This is a genomic window from Mechercharimyces mesophilus, assembly GCF_059818345.1.
The window spans coordinates 947,474-965,764 of record NZ_JCBAPH010000001.1 but is presented as its reverse complement, the minus strand read 5'-3'; the positions used below and the strand labels follow the sequence as shown (position 1 = coordinate 965,764).

The 18,291-nt window shown below is 45.6% G+C and carries 15 protein-coding genes, 1 riboswitch and 1 other annotated feature (1 of these 17 running past the window's edge); of the genes, 8 read left to right on the top strand and 7 right to left on the bottom strand.

Annotated features, from left to right (window positions below; translation table 11 throughout):
* Positions 1-157: a binding site (T-box leader), on the top strand; it begins 73 nt to the left of the window's first position.
* Between the two features lie 84 nt (positions 158-241).
* Entirely contained in the window at positions 242-1,393 is a 1,152-nt protein-coding gene (locus AC6RGY_RS04895; protein WP_499860113.1) for a pyridoxal-phosphate-dependent aminotransferase family protein, read from the top strand.
* Positions 1,386-2,966, top strand: a complete 1,581-nt coding sequence (serA, locus tag AC6RGY_RS04890) for a phosphoglycerate dehydrogenase (RefSeq protein ID WP_499860111.1) — start codon at positions 1,386-1,388, stop codon at positions 2,964-2,966. Before AC6RGY_RS04895 ends, serA begins: the two co-directional genes overlap by 8 nt.
* 320 nt (positions 2,967-3,286) lie before the next feature.
* Here serA and AC6RGY_RS04885 read toward each other — a convergent pair whose 3' ends face one another.
* The gene (locus AC6RGY_RS04885; protein WP_499860110.1) at positions 3,287-3,832 is read right to left on the bottom strand and encodes a GNAT family N-acetyltransferase; all 546 of its coding nucleotides are present in this window, start codon (positions 3,830-3,832) and stop codon (positions 3,287-3,289) included.
* 167 nt (positions 3,833-3,999) lie between these two features.
* On the opposite strand from AC6RGY_RS04885, the gene AC6RGY_RS04880 reads away from it, so the two are divergent.
* A complete protein-coding gene (locus tag AC6RGY_RS04880) occupies positions 4,000-5,019 on the top strand; it encodes an LLM class flavin-dependent oxidoreductase (protein WP_499860108.1) in 1,020 nt (339 codons plus the stop codon).
* Positions 5,020-5,469: 450 nt separating this feature from the next.
* Positions 5,470-6,414, top strand: coding sequence for a type I pantothenate kinase (gene coaA / locus AC6RGY_RS04875; RefSeq protein ID WP_499860106.1), 945 nt, complete (start codon positions 5,470-5,472; stop codon positions 6,412-6,414).
* Positions 6,415-6,602: 188 nt separating this feature from the next.
* Here coaA and AC6RGY_RS04870 read toward each other — a convergent pair whose 3' ends face one another.
* The 3 genes from AC6RGY_RS04870 to AC6RGY_RS04860 form a co-directional block, all read right to left on the bottom strand.
* Entirely contained in the window at positions 6,603-6,965 is a 363-nt protein-coding gene (locus tag AC6RGY_RS04870) for a nuclear transport factor 2 family protein (RefSeq protein ID WP_499860104.1), read from the bottom strand.
* Positions 6,966-7,358: 393 nt separating this feature from the next.
* The gene (locus tag AC6RGY_RS04865; protein WP_499860102.1) at positions 7,359-7,490 is read right to left on the bottom strand and encodes a hypothetical protein; all 132 of its coding nucleotides are present in this window, start codon (positions 7,488-7,490) and stop codon (positions 7,359-7,361) included.
* Between the two features lie 19 nt (positions 7,491-7,509).
* On the bottom strand, positions 7,510-8,835 hold the full coding sequence (locus AC6RGY_RS04860) for a Na+/H+ antiporter NhaC family protein (RefSeq protein ID WP_499860101.1): 1,326 nt from the start codon (positions 8,833-8,835) through the stop codon (positions 7,510-7,512).
* Positions 8,836-8,941: 106 nt separating this feature from the next.
* Positions 8,942-9,051: riboswitch (SAM riboswitch) on the bottom strand.
* A gap of 248 nt (positions 9,052-9,299) precedes the next feature.
* Between AC6RGY_RS04860 and AC6RGY_RS04855 the strand changes: the two genes are divergently transcribed.
* A complete protein-coding gene (locus AC6RGY_RS04855; protein WP_499860100.1) occupies positions 9,300-11,564 on the top strand; it encodes a type IA DNA topoisomerase in 2,265 nt (754 codons plus the stop codon).
* A gap of 117 nt (positions 11,565-11,681) precedes the next feature.
* Here the strand turns inward: AC6RGY_RS04855 and AC6RGY_RS04850 are convergent, their stop codons facing one another.
* Positions 11,682-12,692 carry a catalase family protein gene (locus tag AC6RGY_RS04850; protein WP_499860098.1) on the bottom strand — a complete coding sequence of 337 codons (1,011 nt, stop codon included), beginning with the start codon at positions 12,690-12,692 and terminating at the stop codon, positions 11,682-11,684.
* A gap of 334 nt (positions 12,693-13,026) precedes the next feature.
* Between AC6RGY_RS04850 and AC6RGY_RS04845 the strand changes: the two genes are divergently transcribed.
* From AC6RGY_RS04845 to AC6RGY_RS04835, 3 genes are all read left to right on the top strand, one after another.
* The gene (locus AC6RGY_RS04845; protein ID WP_499860096.1) at positions 13,027-13,722 is read left to right on the top strand and encodes an SDR family oxidoreductase; all 696 of its coding nucleotides are present in this window, start codon (positions 13,027-13,029) and stop codon (positions 13,720-13,722) included.
* A 97-nt stretch (positions 13,723-13,819) separates the two neighbouring features.
* A complete protein-coding gene (locus AC6RGY_RS04840; RefSeq protein WP_499860095.1) occupies positions 13,820-14,521 on the top strand; it encodes a Gmad2 immunoglobulin-like domain-containing protein in 702 nt (233 codons plus the stop codon).
* A gap of 311 nt (positions 14,522-14,832) precedes the next feature.
* Positions 14,833-15,594 (top strand): TspO-related membrane protein, encoded by a 762-nt coding sequence (locus tag AC6RGY_RS04835; RefSeq protein WP_499860093.1) that lies wholly within the window; start codon positions 14,833-14,835, stop codon positions 15,592-15,594.
* Positions 15,595-15,661: 67 nt separating this feature from the next.
* Here the strand turns inward: AC6RGY_RS04835 and AC6RGY_RS04830 are convergent, their stop codons facing one another.
* Together AC6RGY_RS04830 and AC6RGY_RS04825 are read right to left on the bottom strand one after the other, a co-directional pair.
* Complete coding sequence (locus tag AC6RGY_RS04830) at positions 15,662-17,548, bottom strand: ATP-binding protein (RefSeq protein ID WP_499860091.1); 1,887 nt, start codon at positions 17,546-17,548, stop codon at positions 15,662-15,664.
* Positions 17,545-18,264 carry a response regulator transcription factor gene (locus AC6RGY_RS04825; RefSeq protein WP_499860088.1) on the bottom strand — a complete coding sequence of 240 codons (720 nt, stop codon included), beginning with the start codon at positions 18,262-18,264 and terminating at the stop codon, positions 17,545-17,547. The genes AC6RGY_RS04830 and AC6RGY_RS04825 overlap by 4 nt, the downstream gene beginning before the upstream one ends.
* Positions 18,265-18,291 lie beyond the last annotated feature (27 nt).

Genomic DNA, 18,291 nt, shown 5'->3' with positions numbered 1-18,291 from the left:
AAAGGTTTCTGTCCACTCCGGAGTCGACCCGCTGAAATCTACCAGTAAGCAGGTCCGGTCTTTCCGTTAACAAAGAGGAGGAGCAATCCTCCACTAAGGTTGTAGGCGTAAGTCTATAGCAAATGAGGGTGGCACCACGAGGTCTCTCGTCCCTCACACGAAGGTATTTATCTTCGTGTGAGGGACGAGGGACTTTTTTTATTTCTTCAGCTCGATTTACCTCGACAAGGAGGACAACAACATGCTCATCCCAGAAAAAATGAATTTACGCATCCCTGGACCGACCCCCATTCCCCCTCAGGTTCAGCATGCCATGAATCGCCCTATGATTGGGCATCGCAGTGAAGCCTGTAGTCAGCTCATTCAACAAACCAGTAGGCGCTTACGCCCTTTCTTTGGGACGAATGAAGAGGTATTAATCCTTAGTGGGAGTGGAACAGCCGCTTTGGAAGCGGCGGCTATCAATTGCGTAGGTCCGGATGAGGAAGCTGCTGTTGTAGTAACAGGCAACTTCGGCGATCGCTTTGCCAATATATTAAATAGCTATCAAATTCCTACTCATCGTCTCGACCTTCCTTGGGGAAGTGCTTGTACACCCGAGGTGCTGGAACCCTTTTTGAAACAACATCCCCATGTACGTGCTGTTTTTCTCACCTATTGTGAGACATCTACTGGTGTGCTCAATCCCATCCGTGAACTCACTCATCTTATCCGGCAAAAGTCAGAAGCACTTGTCATCGTAGACGGAGTCAGCTGCTTGGGTGCACTCCACTGTCAGATGGATGAATGGGGCGTTGACGTTTTGGTAACGGGTTCGCAGAAAGCGTTGATGTTACCTCCAGGGCTTGCTTTTCTCGCGGCTAGCCAGCGTGCTCAGACACAGATGAAGAAACAGAAAAACCCTCGCTTCTTTCTAAACCTCGTCACCTACTATGAACAGATGGAGAAAGGGAGTACCCCCTATACTCCCGCGGTTTCACTATTATTTGGCTTGGATGCCGCTTTAACGATGTTAGAAGAAGAAGGATTAGAACACGTCGTTCGTCGTCATGAACAAATGAGGGAGATGACGCGTCGTGGAATTGAATCGCTTCACCTCCCCTTACTAGCAGAGGAAGCTTTCTCCTCTCCCACCGTTACCGCAGTGAGGGGGACAGACGAGGTCGATTCGGAAGCCATTCGTGCCTATTTAAAAGAACACGGTATCTTGGTTGCAGGAGGACAGAAGCAACTAAAAGGTGAGATTTTTCGCATTGGACACATGGGTTATTGCGATCCGATGGACCTCTTCCCCGTACTAGCAGCAGTCGAGATGGCACTTACACATCTAACACCGAATAAATTACACGGTATCGCAATCCAAGCAGCCGAGGAGGCAATCAACCATGTATGAAGTATTGGTTACAGACCCACTTAGTCCACAAGGTTTGGCTCAATTTGAAAAGGAGAAGGACATTCGCGTCATCCAAAGATATGATCTCACTCCAGAGGAACTAGAAAATGCCATCTCCACGGCGGATGCTTTACTGGTGCGTAGTCAAACCCAGGTAACGGCTGAGCTATTGCAAAAAGCAACTCGTCTCAAAGCAATTGGACGTGCGGGAGTTGGCATCGATAATATTCACATCGATGCTGCCACCCAGCGTGGAATTATTGTCATCAATGCGCCGGATGGCAACACAATCTCCACCGCTGAGCATGCCTTCGCCCTTCTCATCTCCTTAGCACGCAATATACCTCAAGCACACGGTTCCACCATCTTAGGGGAATGGAAACGCAAACGATTTACCGGAACCGAATTAAAGGGAAAGGTACTCAGTATTATTGGCGCCGGGCGGGTTGGCTCCGAATTAGCCAAGCGCGCAAAAGCATTTCAGATGGAAGTACTCGCTTTTGATCCTTATCTCACAGCGGAACGTGCACAGAAACTTGGCATACGAAAAGCAGATTTTGACGAAGTGATTGCGCAAGCGGACTTTCTTAGTGTTCACACTCCCCTTACCAAAGCGACTCATCATCTCATTAACCGTGATGCGCTAGCGCAAATGAAAACCGGAGTCCGGATCATTAATTGCGCACGAGGTGGCATTATCGACGAACAAGCAGTGGAAGAAGCAATACAAACAGGACGTGTGGCTGGTATCGCCTTAGATGTTTATGAGACGGAACCACCACAAGCGCATCCCCTCTTTCGCTACCCACAGGTGATTGCAACTCCTCATCTCGGGGCATCTACTGCGGAAGCGCAAGAAAATGTAGCCATCGATGTGTGCCAGGAAATGATTCATATTTTACGTGATCAACCCTTTCGCAATGCCATTAATCTGCCTTCCCTCCCTGCCGATCTACGGGAAAAGATCCTTCCCTATCAAGAGTTAGCAGAGAAATTGGGTCGATTCGCAACGCAAATCTGTCACGGTGCTCCCACGCGGATCACATTATCTTTTGCCGGAGAATTGACAGAATGGGACACATCCTATCTCACCCGTATTGTGCTTAAAGGGGTGCTTTCTCCTCACTTGGACGCGATCAACGACGTCAATGCCCCCCTTATCGCAGAACAACGTGGGATTGTGGTCACCGAACAAAAAACATCCCTACGCCATGGATTTACCAATCAGATTTCCGTAGAAATAGGAAGCAATCACCAACAACATACTGTCGCCGGAACCTTATTAAATGGATTGGGAGCACGTTTTACCAAAGTGGACCAATATGCGATCGATGTCGCTCCCTCTGGTCACCTGCTCTTTATCCATCATCATGATCGACCTGGTGCAATCGGGCGAGTTGGTTCACTCTTAGGAGAGTTGGAGATAAACATTGCAACGATGCAAGTAGGGCGCAGAGATCGTGGAGGTCCTGCCATTATGATGTTAACAATGGATCGACCGGTGACGAGCGAAGGCATAGAGAATCTTCGACAGCTAGAGGAGATAGACGAAGTGGTAGAAGTGGAACTTTGACACTCTTCCCCACACATAAATAGAGGAGATTATGTATAGTGACAGATGTATTCCAATCTTAGACGGTTTACTCGATTGCAATGAATCGGCTTTCCGTCATTCTAGATGTTCCGGAAATTGTACTTGTCTCGATCATGATGTGTATCACACACTAGACAGGTACGCTCCCTTTCATTAAGATTTTTCATCTCCTTTTTCTTAACCACATCCCAGAGTGTCTGATCAAGAATATAGGGCGTCGGTCCATCAACCTCTTAGCAAAGAAGGAAGCACTCTTCTTTGCTATCTCTTTTCTTTCAAGGTATTAGGCGATTAACGCATCATCCACAACATCTACCCATAACAACCGTGTTGTAATACTTACCATCCGAGAGTATGCGATCGTTTTTTAGTACACCTTCAACTTCAAAGCCCATCGTTTCATACAACTTAACAGCCTTCTCATTGGTTTCTACAACAGATAGTGACATCTTCTTTAATCCATTGGCATCAGCCCACACAATGGACTCTTTTAGTCGGTTTTTTCCGATGCCATATCCCCAAAACTCCTGTAGTACACCCACACCAAATTCCGCTTTATGTGAAAATCGCATTAACGAATGGCCTGCACATCTCGCGTACCCTACGATCTGCTCCTGAACAGTCGCAACTAAAAATAAGTTTTTGGGATTAGCCCGATCTTCTTTTATAACCTCTTCAAACCCCTCTCGATCAATGAATGCTTCTCCTTTCTCTCTGTCCATATTTTCTGTTTCACCATCAATCTGCACCCGTAAATTAGACATTGCTTCTGCATCTTCATGAGTGGCACATCGAATCGTATAGGTTAGGTCTCTACTGTGGAATGTTTGTTCGTTTATCACCATGATTTTCCTCTCAGTACGATGGTTTGTCTAATCCTCAATTACTAAGTATATCCGATCGTTCCAAGCTTTCCATCGCTTACGGAAGGAATCGATCCCTTTGGTTTTGTCTTACTACCGAATGGGAAAAATAAAGGGACGTCTTTCAACTTATCCTTTGAGGTGAAATCATGATAAAACTTAGCATACTAGACCAAACACCTATCCCCGCAGGAAAAACAGCCGCGGAAGCACTTACCGATACCCGCCGATTAGCACAAGAAGCAGACCGCCTGGGGTACCACCGCTTCTGGGTATCCGAGCACCACTATTCGCCTAGCCTGGCCGGCTCCAGTCCAGAAGTACTGATTAGCCATCTCGCAGCCACAACAAAACAACTGCGCGTTGGATCAGGTGGTGTGATGCTCCCTCACTATAGCGCATATAAAGTAGCAGAAAATTTCAAGGTACTAGAAGGACTTTATCCTCATCGCATTGACCTCGGAGTCGGACGCGCTCCTGGTGGTATGCCCCTGGCAACGCGCGCTTTGCAAGAAGGGCGGAAGCATGATCGAGACCGCTACCCCGAACAGTTAGATGACCTTATCACTTACTTATCTGACCAAGCCGATGAAAAACATCGCTTTCCTGGCTTAATGGCTACTCCCGTGTTAGAGAGCTCCCCCGAAATGTGGCTTTTGGGGTCCAGCGGAGGAAGCGCCAGACTCGCAGCCGAACGAGGCATCGGTTACGCCTTTGCACAATTTATTAATGGAGCCGGTGGAGCGAAAGTCGTAAAAGATTATGTGAAACATTTCCGTCCTACAGTCGTCAACTCCTCCCCGCAAACCTTGCTAGCGATTTTTGTCATCTGTGCAGAAACGGCAGAAGAAGCCGAGAGACAAGCAAGTTCATTGGACTTGGCTCTTCTTCTATTAGAGAAAGGAATGCGCATGGGCGGAGAGCAAGGAATCCCTTCCATTGAAGATGCGCAGAACTACCCCTACTCTACAATGGACCGCTTCATCTTAGAACGTAATCGAAACCGCATGATTGTTGGCACGAAAGAACAGGTAAAAGAGCGTCTGCTACAATTGAAGGAAGAATACGCTACCGACGAATTCATGCTGGTAACGATCACGCATGAATTTGAGGCGAAGCTCCGATCCTATCAGTTGGTCGCAGAAGCCTTTGCGTTGCAATCGTCCTGAAAAAAGGTGGAGAGAATCTCTCCACCTTTTTCCTTGTAGACAAGCCTAAAGCCGCCTATTATGTTAAGACGAATTCAGTTTGCTCACGAGCACATTTGGGGCCACAATCTGGGTGTGAAAAGCTCGATGTTTCATCTTATGATGGAGGAACCCTATTGGGGATCGATTATCTTTAGGAACACCGATTCTACTAGATCCTGTGACCCATCTCTGTATTCATTTTCTCATTGCTGTTGCCGTTTTAACAATCCAGGTAGACGCATCAAGAATAGAAGTTTATGATAAGTGGGAGTAGAAATACGTACTTGGGCAAGTTGGATCCTCTTGCATACATTTCCTATCATCATTCATACTACGATGAGATGATCCATCTTCTATAACAAAACTTTCGGACAATACAAGAAAAGACTTATTCAGATAACATGTCACACGCGTCTTTAGGGAGGAAAGATGAAGCAATCATTTTCACCATACTTAACTTTTTCAAAAGAGGATTGGGCAAATTTACGTTTTCATACACCGATGACATTAACCGAGGCGGATCTGGATGAACTACGTGGGATTAATGAATCCGTTTCCATCACGGAGGTAGAAAATATCTATCTCCCATTAACACGCCTTATTAATCTCTACACAACGGCGTCACAACAACTGCATGCCGTCACCGACAATTTCTTCGCACGCAGTACACGCAAAGTCCCTTACATCATTGGAATTGCTGGAAGTGTGGCTGTCGGAAAGAGTACCACGGCACGAATCATCCGAGCCCTTCTCTCCCGCTGGCCCAATCACCCACAAGTAGAGATTATCACAACCGATGGATTTTTGTATCCCAACGCTGTATTAGAAGAAAAGGGATTGATGGAGAGAAAAGGATTCCCCGAGAGCTTTGATCTACCCTCGTTGATTGCCTGCTTAGATCAGCTGAAATCGGGCTCAGGTGAAGAGGTGTCCGTCCCGCTCTATTCCCACCTCGTATACGATGTTCTCCAAGAGGAGAAACAGCGCATTTACCGACCCGACATCGTGATCGTAGAAGGAATCAATGTCTTACAAGTTCCTCAGGCTAACGATGGAACACTTCCCAGTGTATTTGTATCCGATTTCTTCGACCTTTCCATCTATGTCGATGCTGCCGAAGAGGACCTTCATGCTTGGTACATAGAACGCTTCAAAAAGCTACGTGCCACTTCCTTCAGTGACGAGAAATCCTATTTTCATCGGTTTTCTTCTCTCTCTGACGAAGAAGCCGAAGGCATTGCGACGGATGTGTGGAGACGGGTAAATTATGTCAACTTGAAAGAGAATATCGAGCCGACCAAAAGCCGAGGAGATATTATTATGAAGAAAGCCCGTGACCATTCCATCTCCCAGATTCATTTAAGAAAGGTGTAGAGAGCGGTACATAAAGTAGAGAAATTCCTTTTGAAATAAAGCGAAAGAACTCATCCGCTACATTTTAGTGGATGAGTTTTTTCCTAACCAGCTTGATTACTTGTAAACTCTGCTTCACTTATTGTCTTGCCACACTTCCACCCCTATAATCCATAAACAATTATTTTTGACAAGAGAAGCGAAGCGCCCTATTTGATACAATAAGAATCAATTCTTTGCAGTTCATCTTTGTCATTAAAAATGTAGACATCACAGGCTGAAACAAAAGATAATCGTTCACCATTGCGAATAAATTCAGCTGTTCCATTTACTGCAACGCGATTTTCTTCGGAAATCACATTTAATGTAGTGAAATTGGTGGTTATCGTTTTGAAATAATCCGAAATTTGTTTGCATTCTTCTATTACTGCTTCTTTACCTACTAAGGTTCTTTCACCAACGACATTCCATTCAACCGTTTCTGATAGAAATGGAAAAGAGAGTTCAAAGTCGCCATTAGAGTATGACTCTGCAATTTGTTTTTGCGTAAGAACATGGCTTTCTGAAGTCATGGTTTCATTCCTCCTCGAATAATTGGACAAACTTCTCACCTGGTCTAGTAAAAGAAAATAGCTCTTGCAAGAAAGCACCCACAATCATAACCTAAACCAAGTTCGAAATTTGCAGGTTATTCACTTCCTCTTCTATATTCATTAGCGACATCTTATCAGATTTCCTTCATCCGCTTATGTATTTATTCCTGCGAATGCTGTAACTGTTCTAAGTCTCCAGCCATTTAACCTGTTTTCTAATGTACGGTTGGCTTCTTTCATATTCCCCTTTAACAAGGAGAATCTTATCTACAAAAAGTTTGCGGTCATGGTTACGCTCTTCTCGATTTTTTCTTAGAGTTAGCTCCATGTAGATGAAATAACTGCCCTTGAAGATAAGGATGAAACTTCACCTTAAGAGTAATGGGAAGAGGGACGAGCGACTTCTCCTTGAGAGACTTTGAGCTGTCGATCATGCAACCAAGGAGTTGCCACCGCCCATCCACCACATTGCGAGAGAACCTGACGCTCGCAGTCTGCTTTCATCCGAGGTGTGTAATCCTTTTTATTGATTTACCACCACCGCGGAAGATGACTTCTTTTCTTCCCTTTTCACCAATCGAGGAAAGCCGAAAACGATCGCGGCAATTCCACATAGACCAATCAATGCGGGATAAAATGCATACGGAATGATTGACAACGGGGACACGCCTGCTGTCTCAGCAACTAATAGCATTTGTGCACCATAGGGAAGAAGTCCTTGCACTGCACAAGAGAGGATATCCAACAAACTTGCTGATTTGCGATGATCCACAGCATAGGTGTCAGCTAGCTCTTTTGATACGGGACCCGCAAATAGAATCGAAATCGTATTATTAGCCGTCGCGACATTAGCAAGACTGACGACACCCGCAATTCCTGCCTCTGCTCCTTTCTTGGAGCGCACACGACGATGAATCGTCTCCAGTAAGTACTGCATCCCACCATTGGCTCGAATCAGTTCTACCAAGCCACCAATAAGCATGGAAAGCAGGATCAACTCGGACATGCTCACCATCCCTTCTGAAACCGTCTGTGCAACATTCCCAAGCGTATAGCTCCCATCGATCCACCCAATGCCTACTGAAAGTAGAATGCCTCCTGCTAATACCGCAATCACGTTCACACCGAGTACCGCAGCGATTAGGACACCGACATAGGGCAACACCTTCATGATCTGATATTCGCCAACCGCCACTTCCGACGTGCTTCCTGATCCTAAGAAGAATAAAATCAGTATGGTCACGACTGCAGCCGGTAAAACAATCCAAAAGTTTGTTTTAAATTTATCGCTCATCTTCGTTTTTTGCGTCCGCACGGCCGCAATGGTGGTGTCAGAGATGATGGAGAGATTATCACCAAACATGGCTCCTCCCACGACCGTTGCCATCACGAGTGCCAGTGTGATATCCGTTTGTTCACTAACACCCACCCCGATTGGAGCCAGGGCAGCAATGGTTCCCATAGAAGTACCCATTGCGAGCGAGATAAAAGCTCCAATAATAAAAAGACCGATTAAAATCAGGTTTTGCGGAATCCAAGCCAAAGCGAGATTAACCGTCGCATCGACAGCCCCCATGCCATTTGCTGTGCTACTAAACGCCCCAGCCAAGAGAAAGATAAACACCATTACGATAATATCCGCTTGGCCTGCTCCTCTCGCCAACCGCTCGACCTTATTTGTTAACGTTTCCTTCCGATTCAGCACTAGCGCGGTGGCTACCGCTAGTAGAATAGCCACGAGTGCCGGTAATTGATAAAAGTCTCCTGTTAGGATTCCTGAACCTACAAATAGTACCAAGAAGACAGCTAGTGGTAAGAGAGCAATTGCACTTCCTTTTGTTTGATTCATATAAATGACCCATCCTTTGTCAACAAGTTACTATCAAAAAGAAACGACCCCTTCTAAAGAATAAGAAGAGGTCGTCTTACTTGTTTATAAACATATAAGCTTCCTCTTCTTATCTTTCAAGCGAATAGTTTCGCTTGCTGGAGTTGGCACAGCACTCCTTACAGAGTAGTTGCCGAGGTTTCAAAGGGCCAGTCCCTCCACCTCTCGGGATAAGAAGATTGGATCGTATTCGATTATCTTAGTTCTTTTTACTGTAAAGCGTGTAAGCCGATTTGTCAAATGGGTATTTACTTTCGCAACAAATACTGAGAGTGGCTATTACGAAAATCTTATCGAAAATGGTGTAGCCGATCCAGAAACCATCCCGAAAGTCCTACAGACATCATTTCTTTTCTCTCCCCATTCTCTACTCGAATATTGTAGACTAGTATTACAACCTAACCTTTCGAAAGGAGGACCCCATCATGAAACTCGTCATTGCAGAAAAACCAGACCAGATGCGAAAGCTAGCCGCTTGCTTCCCCATACAATCAAAGTCGAGAGAATCCATCCAAATTAAACCGTGTCCTGCCTTTCCACAGGGAGCTGTCTTCGTCACTTGTTATGGACACATTGTTCGTTTAAAGGAACCTCATGAAATTGATCCGTCCCTTAAACGATGGAGCCTCAAACAATTGCCGATTCTACCGGAGCGCCTTGAGTATAAAGTAGAAAAGAACAAAGCCAATAGTTTTCAACTCATAAAAAAGTACGTGCAAGACGCCAAGATTGATACGGTCATTATCGCCACCGACCCGGCGCGTGAAGGTGAAGCGATTGCCCGCCTTCCTCTGCTTCTCGCACAAAATCGCAAGCCAATCAAACGTTTGTGGACCTCCTCTCTAACGGAATCAGCGATAAAAAAAGCGTTTATGAATGTAAAGGATGGGCGCGAAACCTATCCCCTATTTGAGGAGGCTCAAGCTCGTGCTATCTCTGACTGGATGATTGGAATGAATGGCAGTCGCACCTATACCCTTCTCCTCCAACAAAAGGGCGTAGGAAAAGAAGTCTTCTCCGTCGGACGAGTTCAAACCGCACTCCTTCGTCTTCTATATGACCGAGAGATCGCGATCGAACGTCATGTTCCCACCCCTTTTTACGAAGTGTTTGCCACCTTCGATATCAACGGCAAAATTTATACGGGAAAAGCCTTTAATGAAAAAAGCGATCGCCTCGATAAGCGCGAAGATGCAGAGAAAGTAAAAGCGTATTGTCTCGATAAAGACGCACAAGTAAAAGAAGTAAAGAAAGAACGGCAAGTCGTGCGCCCGCCCAAGTTATTTGACTTAAACAGCCTGCAAACAACGGCCAATCGGCGCTACAAATTTGCTCCTTCTAAGACGCTGAAAATCGCACAATCCTTATATGAAAAATCGTACATCAGTTATCCACGAACCAACAGCCCGTATGTATCTAGTGAGGAAATCAATGACTTTCCTCCTATCCTAAAACAATTTCAACAGAAAGGAATATTATCTCCTTTTTTACCAACACCTAAAGCACCAGCAGACCTTTACAAAGACAAGCGCTACTGCTATCCACAAAAGATCGAAGATCATTATGCGATCATACCAACAGAAAAAGTACCGACACTCACGAAATTGGGTGCAGATGAGCGAAAGATCTATGAGTTAATCGCACAACGATTGGTGTCCGCGCTCTATCCTGATGCCCTTTATGACACCACGGAAGTGATTACAGCTGTTCACAATCGCCTTCTTTTTCGTAGCAAAGGAAAGGTCTTAGTGGATCTCGGCTGGAAAGTCGTCTACGGAGGAGAAACGAAAGAGGACGAAGAGGACGGAAAAGCCAAAGGAAAAAAGAGTAAGAAAGACGAAAAAAAGAACAAAGAAGAGCAAGAAACAACTTCTCTACCTCCATTGGAAGAGGGAGAGCAGGGGCAGGTTCAATCGGCTGAAGTCAAAGAAAAGATGACACAAGCAAAACCACGCATTACCGCGGGACAGCTGATCAATGTGATGAAAAATGCCTATGATTACTTGGAAGACAAAGAAAAGAAACAGTTCAAGAAGAAAGAAATGAGTATCGGCACACCAGCTACTCGCGCCTCCATTATCGATACGCTGCAACAGCGCAACTATATTGAGACCCACAAAAATGAGATCTACGTCACTTCCAAAGGACGTGTCCTCATCGAGGCCATTGGTGATCACCTGATTACCTCTCCCATCATGACGGCTTCCTGGGAAGCCTACCTGATGAAAATCGGCAAAGGGGAGAAAGCAGCAGAACCCTTTATTGCTCAGTCAAAGAAAGTATGTCAAGACTTGCTTCATCATGCACAAAAACAGGCCCGTTCTTGGCGTTTTCCTCCACTTGCACCGACTGTCGCCGCAACGGCAAAAAACCAAAAAACGGAGAAGAAAAAGGGTTCCTCCACTATCAAGGAAGAAGCCAAATCCATCGCTCCTTGTCCGCTTTGCCAAGAAGGTTCTATCGTTGATCTGGAAAAACAATATGGTTGCACAACCCGTTCTTGTTCCTTTACCCTTCCTAAGAAATGGTGCGGAAAGCCGGTTTCTGCCCGCTCGGTAAAAAAGATAACAGGTGGTGAGGCCACTCAAGTATTAAAAGGCTTTAAAAGTAAAAGTGGCAAGGTATTTGATGCCCAATTAATCTATGACAAGACGAAACAGAAAATCATTCCTTTATTTAAAAAGGCATAGAGAGGCTAGCGAGCCTCTCTATGCCTTTCCCTTCTGTTTGGACAACCCTGACACCGAAACCAATTTCCATTAGACCGCATACTCTTTCACGAACATAGCATCATGGAGCATCGATCATCACTTCTCATCTGCCCTTGGCTCTAGCATAGGACGGTGATCTCGTTGATGACGGAAGTGAGACATTGTTTTATAAATGGCCATTCTCGCACGATTGATTCCTCCAATCGGCTGGTGTTCCTTTCTGGTATGACCCGGAGAGAAAGAGAGCGCCTCTGCCAATTGATTCCGCTCCTCTGTCCAAAAGTCCTGAGGAGGAATGTGTATGGTTGCCACTTTAACAAATGGTGAATCTTCCTCACGCCATTCTACTCCTGCATCTTCTATCGGCATCTTTTTGGGATCTGTACGTAGTTGCACCATAAAATCAAAAGTTGCTTCGTGCTCCACTAAATGTGATTGTGTATTTTCACGCAAATAGTGATCTGTCAACACATCTGGGAGTCTACTCCGATAAGAAGACGTCGGAACGACCGAATATTTCACCACCTGATTCTCTCCGAACAAATAAGGAGTCGTGCTCCAATAACGAATATCCAGTGGAGACGAAGGATTGGTTTGTCCTCTTCTTCGATCTGCCAGTTTTGACGCATTTCCACTAAGTAACATGCGGGCAAGAAACAACAACGGAGAGCGTTTAAGAGTGTAATAGACAGCGTCCCGAAATAGCTTTACCGTTCCGAGTGGCATAATCGGAAAAGACATCAGGACAAAATCCTGTGTTTTCTCCTCCTCATCCTCTAGTATTTTCTCCCCTTCAACATCCATTAGTTTGATAGCAAAACCACGAAAATCCTTCTTTTTGTCCGATTGAACTTTCCCGCTCGCATGAGATAGACGAATCCAAGCATCGTACGAGCCAGGTTCTTGAAATATTCCTTTTGCTAATTCTGATGGTAAATCTGGTTCTACTACAAACTTCGCCTGTAAAAGACCCACATGTTTTGGGTGTGCATCCCTTTTTGTTTCACCTACAGGGTAACTCTTCTCTAACTCTTCACGTAAGATCATGGTCATTTCTTCGATATTCTGATGTTCATTCTTTTCTATGCTTTCAAATTTAGTAAGCATAAGACCATCCTCTCTCACAATTTAATTGTGCACAATATTATTTTGTATTATATTTATTGTAATCCGCATGCTAATCTCTGTCAACTACTATTATCTCACTCCCCTTCTGCTTGCATGGTATGCTAAAAAATCCTTTCTAATCCTCTAGTATTCTCTATGAATATTGACCGCATTCCCTCTGCTCCTTGCTCACTCCACATTCTGACTCTGCCTGTAACCTTTCAACCTTCTTGAAAAAGGTTTGGGCTCGCGCATTCAGTGGAAATATAACGCTGTCCGCCACAAAGAAAAAGGTGCATTCTCAACACCTAGAATATAGGAGGAATCCAATCAAATGAAAGAGAATCAAAATGTAGCTATCGTGACTGGAGCCAGCCGTGGCTTAGGAAAGGCCATTGCAGAAAAGTTTGCACGTGAAGGACTCCAAGTGATTGCGGCCGCTCGGAATGAAGAGGAACTGAAGCAGTTAAGTGAGACGCACCCGCAACACATCACCGCTATTCCCTGTGATGTCACTTCCTCTGAACAAGTAGAGAGCGTAGTCCAGAAAACCCTACAACTTCACGGAAGAGTGGATTTCCTGATTAACAATGCGGGCATTGGTCATTTTGCACCTGTTCATGAATTATCTGAGGAAAAGTGGGATCAAATGATCGATGTTAACCTAAAAGGAACCTTTCTCACCTGTAAATACACCATCCCTTCTCTCATCGAACACAAAGGACATATCGTCAATATCTCTAGTGTCGCGGGAACAGTTACCTTTCCCAAAGGTGGCGGATACTGTGCCTCTAAGTTTGGAGTGGGAGCACTTTCTGATGTCTTGACACAGGAGCTAAAACAGCATCAAGTAAAAGTGACCACACTCTGCCCCGGCTCCATTCAGACTCACTTCTCACCATCAAACAAATCGTATGCCCTCAAACCCGAGCAGGTGGCGAACACCGTATGGTCCATTATCTCTGCAGAGGAAGAAATCATCTATAATCAAGTGATCATGCGACCTCAGGTTCCACCAGAACAGCAATAACCCGAAAGCGCAAAAAAATTGTAAATAAATATTAAAAGAAGATTCAAAAAAGAGTGGATTGTGTTATAGTATCTATGAAAATGAAAGGAGGAGACCAATGAAGAAGTGGGTGCTCTCTTTGGTCAGTTTATTGATGGTATGTGTGGTTTTTACTCCGATGGCGGAAGCAAAGATGGAAGAAACGTCTTCATTTCGTAATGTGGTGATTTCCGAAGCCGAAGTGCTTTACTCGATTCATGGAGAGGCGCGCACCTTTGAAGGTTCCTACTCGTATGCCGTAAAAGATGGAGAGGAAACGCTACTTGAAGGTTATGGTACCGCATCTGCAGGCGGTCCACTCTGGGGAGTAATTGCGTTTAACATCCAGCTATCTAAATCCGATTTTCCGAGCGATCACTCGCTCACGCTGGAGCTATTTGAGTACTCCGCCAAAGACGGGTCCAAAGTTAATATTTTGTCCGTTCCGCTACAACCAGGGTCAAGCAGTGCAGAAAATACCGCTTTTCGTGGCATTACCATCGAGGAGCCACAATATCAATATACGGTAACCGGTGAAGCTCGCACCTTTGAAGGCGTTTATCACTATGCTGTCAGTGACGGACATAATTACCTTCTCAGCGGATATGGCACCGCATCTGCAGGCGGTCCCTTATGGGGAGAATTTACTGAAGTCCTTACTTTTGAACAAGCGGATCTCCCTATTAATGGCGCGATCATTCTAGAACTATCCACGCAATCAGCAAAAACAGGCGAGCTCATTCTAGAAGACTTCTACTTAATCGATATCTTCCCATGGTAGATTGGAAAATAGCGAAGAGAAGGCAAATCAGAGAGCTCGACACACCAGCATTTTCTTAAATGTATGAGTCCCTATTTCGCTTAGAGATAGCAAAGTAGCTCAACATTCCTTCGCAAAAAGGTATCCGTTAAACAGAGGGGCTCTCACACCCCTCTGTTTTATTACAAAAATCCCAAGATAAACAATGTGAGCAATAAACGGCAGGCCAAATGCATAATGATCAACCATACATTCATCTCACTATCCAATATTCACACAGCTAGTGTGATCGCTTTGGAACCTTTTATCATTCATTCTACAGGAGGAATACCATGAAGAGTGAGAATACAATGCTTCTAAAGATAGGGAACATCCTTGCCTTTCTGGCCATGGCAGTGGTTAATTTCCTAGCCAACTGGCTCCCGATCAACGGCAAAACGACCGGAGAGCTGTCCGATCAGTACCCGGTACTCATTACTCCGGCGCCCTATGTTTTTTCCATCTGGGGCTTAATCTATCTCTTATTGGCTGGTTTTGTGCTTTACCTTTTTTTCTTAGCAAAAGAAGAATCCTCAATCATCCAGCGGATTGACGGGTGGTTTATCCTTAGTTGTGTACTTAATATCTCTTGGATCTTCTTATGGCATTACGAGCAGGTTGGTTGGTCGGTCGTTGTCATGATTCTTCTTCTGCTCTCACTCATTGTTCTTTATCATAAAGTACATGCAAATTCCAGTGCCGCTGCAGATACGATCGGACAAAAGCTGTTCGTACGCCTCCCCTTCAGTGTCTACTTGGCGTGGATCTGTGTCGCTACCATAGTCAACATTAGCGTCTATCTATATTCGATTGACTGGAGTGGCTGGGGTCTTTCCGATGAAATGTGGACTGTCATCATGTTGGTCGTCGCTGCGCTTCTTGCCGTCATCGTCAGTAGGCGCTACCTCGATATCGCTTTCGTGTTGGTCTTTGTCTGGGCATTCGTCGGAATTGCTGTTAAACAACAGCAAGACCCTATCATCGTCACGGCAACGGGATATGTTCTCTCGCTTGTTCTACTCGGCTATACCTTTTTGTTGGCTAAAAAGCAGTAAGAGGGAGATGACCTCTCCCTCTTACTTTCTTTCGCTTCGCTTCCGTATTTCGTATATGGACAGGCCTCTAATACTCCTCCACCCCATCCTCACACTTTGTGCAAGGAAGTTGCATAGTGAAGGTAGTCCCTTCGTTCATCTGACTATCCGCCATCACATTGCCACCATGCGCCTCTACAATGTGCTTGACAATCGCCAGTCCAAGCCCAGTTCCCCCTTGCCCTCTTTTACGTGCTTTGTCTGCTTTGTAGAAGCGTTCAAAGATAAATGGCAAATCTTCTTCTGGAATGCCACTTCCCGTATCTCGCACGGTCAATTGGATGATCTCGTGAGACGCTTCCTGAAGCATTTCCGCTCCTACTTCAACTGATCCACCTTCTGGTGTATGACGAATCGCATTATCAATTAGGTTCGTGAGCACCTGCTCCATCTTATCCACATCCCAATAGCATGCGGTAAGTGGAGACAAGGCATCAACATTAACGTGTAGCTGGATCTTTTGTTCCGCGGCCAAGCCATGAAACTTGCGTTGCACGCGTTTCAACCACTCCTGCACATCCACCTGCTCGCGGTGCAGGCGAATATGACCGGACTCCATGCGTGCCAGATCCAACAATTCACGTACCAACCGACCCATTCGCAAAGACTCATCATGGATCACTTTCGTCAGCTCTTGTCGCTCTTCAGGAGATTGTGCTACTTCGTCCAGCAACGCTTCGCTATATCCTTGGAGCATAGCCAGTGGTGTACGCAATTCGTGAGAAACGTTGGCTACAAAATCTTTTCGTAATTTGTCCAGACGCTTCGCTTCCGTTACGTCCCTAAGGACCGCTACCCCACCTCGCACTTGTTCCTTAGCGTAAAGCGGAGCCATCACGACTGACCAGGTACGTCCCCTCACTGTGATCTCTCCACTATGGTCTTCTTCATCCTGCACAACCGTTTGAAAGATTTCCTTCAACGGAGCGGGAAGGTCTTCTTCCCATAATTGAACCGGAGCATCATTTGTCTCTTGATCACGCCATTGTGTGAGCAATCGCTCAGCCGGAGGGTTGGTCACAACTACACGTCCATTGGCGTCCATGGTGATGACTCCATCCACCATGCTGCGCAAGATACTAGCCAGTTGCTCCTTCTCCTGCGAAAGTGCGGTTACCGACTCATGAAGCCTGCCCGCCATACGGTTAAAAGTAATCGCCAAATCACCTATCTCATCTCGCTCGTATATACGTACCGGAATACGGCGTGCAAAATGACTCTGGGCCATCTCCTCCGCTGCTTTCTTCATCAGAATCAACGGCTTGGTAATTCGTGAAGATAAAAAGAAAGCAAAGAAGGTGGTCAAAAGGATACCGATGAGTGCAGAGTAGAAAATGAGCTGATGCACATGTGGCTCATCTATGGGCTGGTAAATCACTACCGCTCCCTCAACGCTATCTCCAGTACGGATCGGAACGGCCACCAGGCGACTCTCCTGCGTAAACAAGGAGAATTGGCTTAAAGGAACCATGCTCGCTCCTTCTTCCTGTTCATCACCAAAGTCTCCTTGTAAGGTGACCTCTTCGCCATCATATACCCGATCCAACTCAATTTGATCGGCAAAGTTGGACCAAGAATAGGAAGGAACATTATCCGATGTGGCTATCGGTTTTGCTTGTTCCTGTGACCCAAAGAGAATCACATGCGAATCAAACTGGGTTGTCACAGAGAAGACGTCTTGAATATATTGCTCTTCATCAAAATCGGATTGATCGCCACCATCGATGTCCAACCACGATAAACCCTCTAACGTTTGCTGAATATGGTGGGCTAGTTGAAGTAGGTTTTCCTCCTGGCGTGACCCATAGGTCTCTACGATCTGTTCACTAATGAAAACACCAAGAACAACCAGAATCAAGGCAACCAGCCCAATAATCGTTAACCATAGCTTTCCAACAACACTGCGCCAGATCACTCTTTAGGCACCTCAAGTTTATACCCAACGCCCCACACGGTTTTGATCATTTCCGCTGCTCCCTCAGAAGCGCGGCTCAACTTTTCGCGCAAGCGTTTGATATGCGTATCCACCGTGCGTAAGTCTCCGAAAAATTCATATTGCCATACATCCCGCAATAAATCTTCCCGAGAAAAAACCTTATCAGGTGACCGTGCCAGATAATGAAGCAGTTCGTATTCCTTGGGAGTAAGAGAGACCGATTGCTCTCCTGCCCTTACTTCATGAGCATCATGATCGATAACCAGTTCAGGGAAAACGATCACATTATGTGTTTCTGGCTCTGGCGATAAAAATGCGGTTGCTGACGAACGGCGTAACACAGCCTTGATGCGGTGAACGATCTCACGCGGACTAAAGGGTTTCACCACATAGTCGTCTGTTCCCGCTTCAAACCCTTCCACGCGGTTCATTTCTTCTCCCCGTGCCGTCAACATAATAACCGGTGTTGCTTTTTCTTCGCGTAAACGGCGACACACTTCCAATCCATCCATACCCGGAAGCATCAGATCCAATAAAATGAGATCATAATCCACCTCAATCGCTTTCTCCAAGGCAGACTCTCCATCTTCCGCTTCTTCAATCTCATAACCTTCACGTTCCAAATACATGCGTAAGAGGCGACGAATACGATCCTCATCATCAACGACTAAAATATGAGCATGTTGTTGTTCCAACGACAAACACCTCCAAAGATAGGGTGA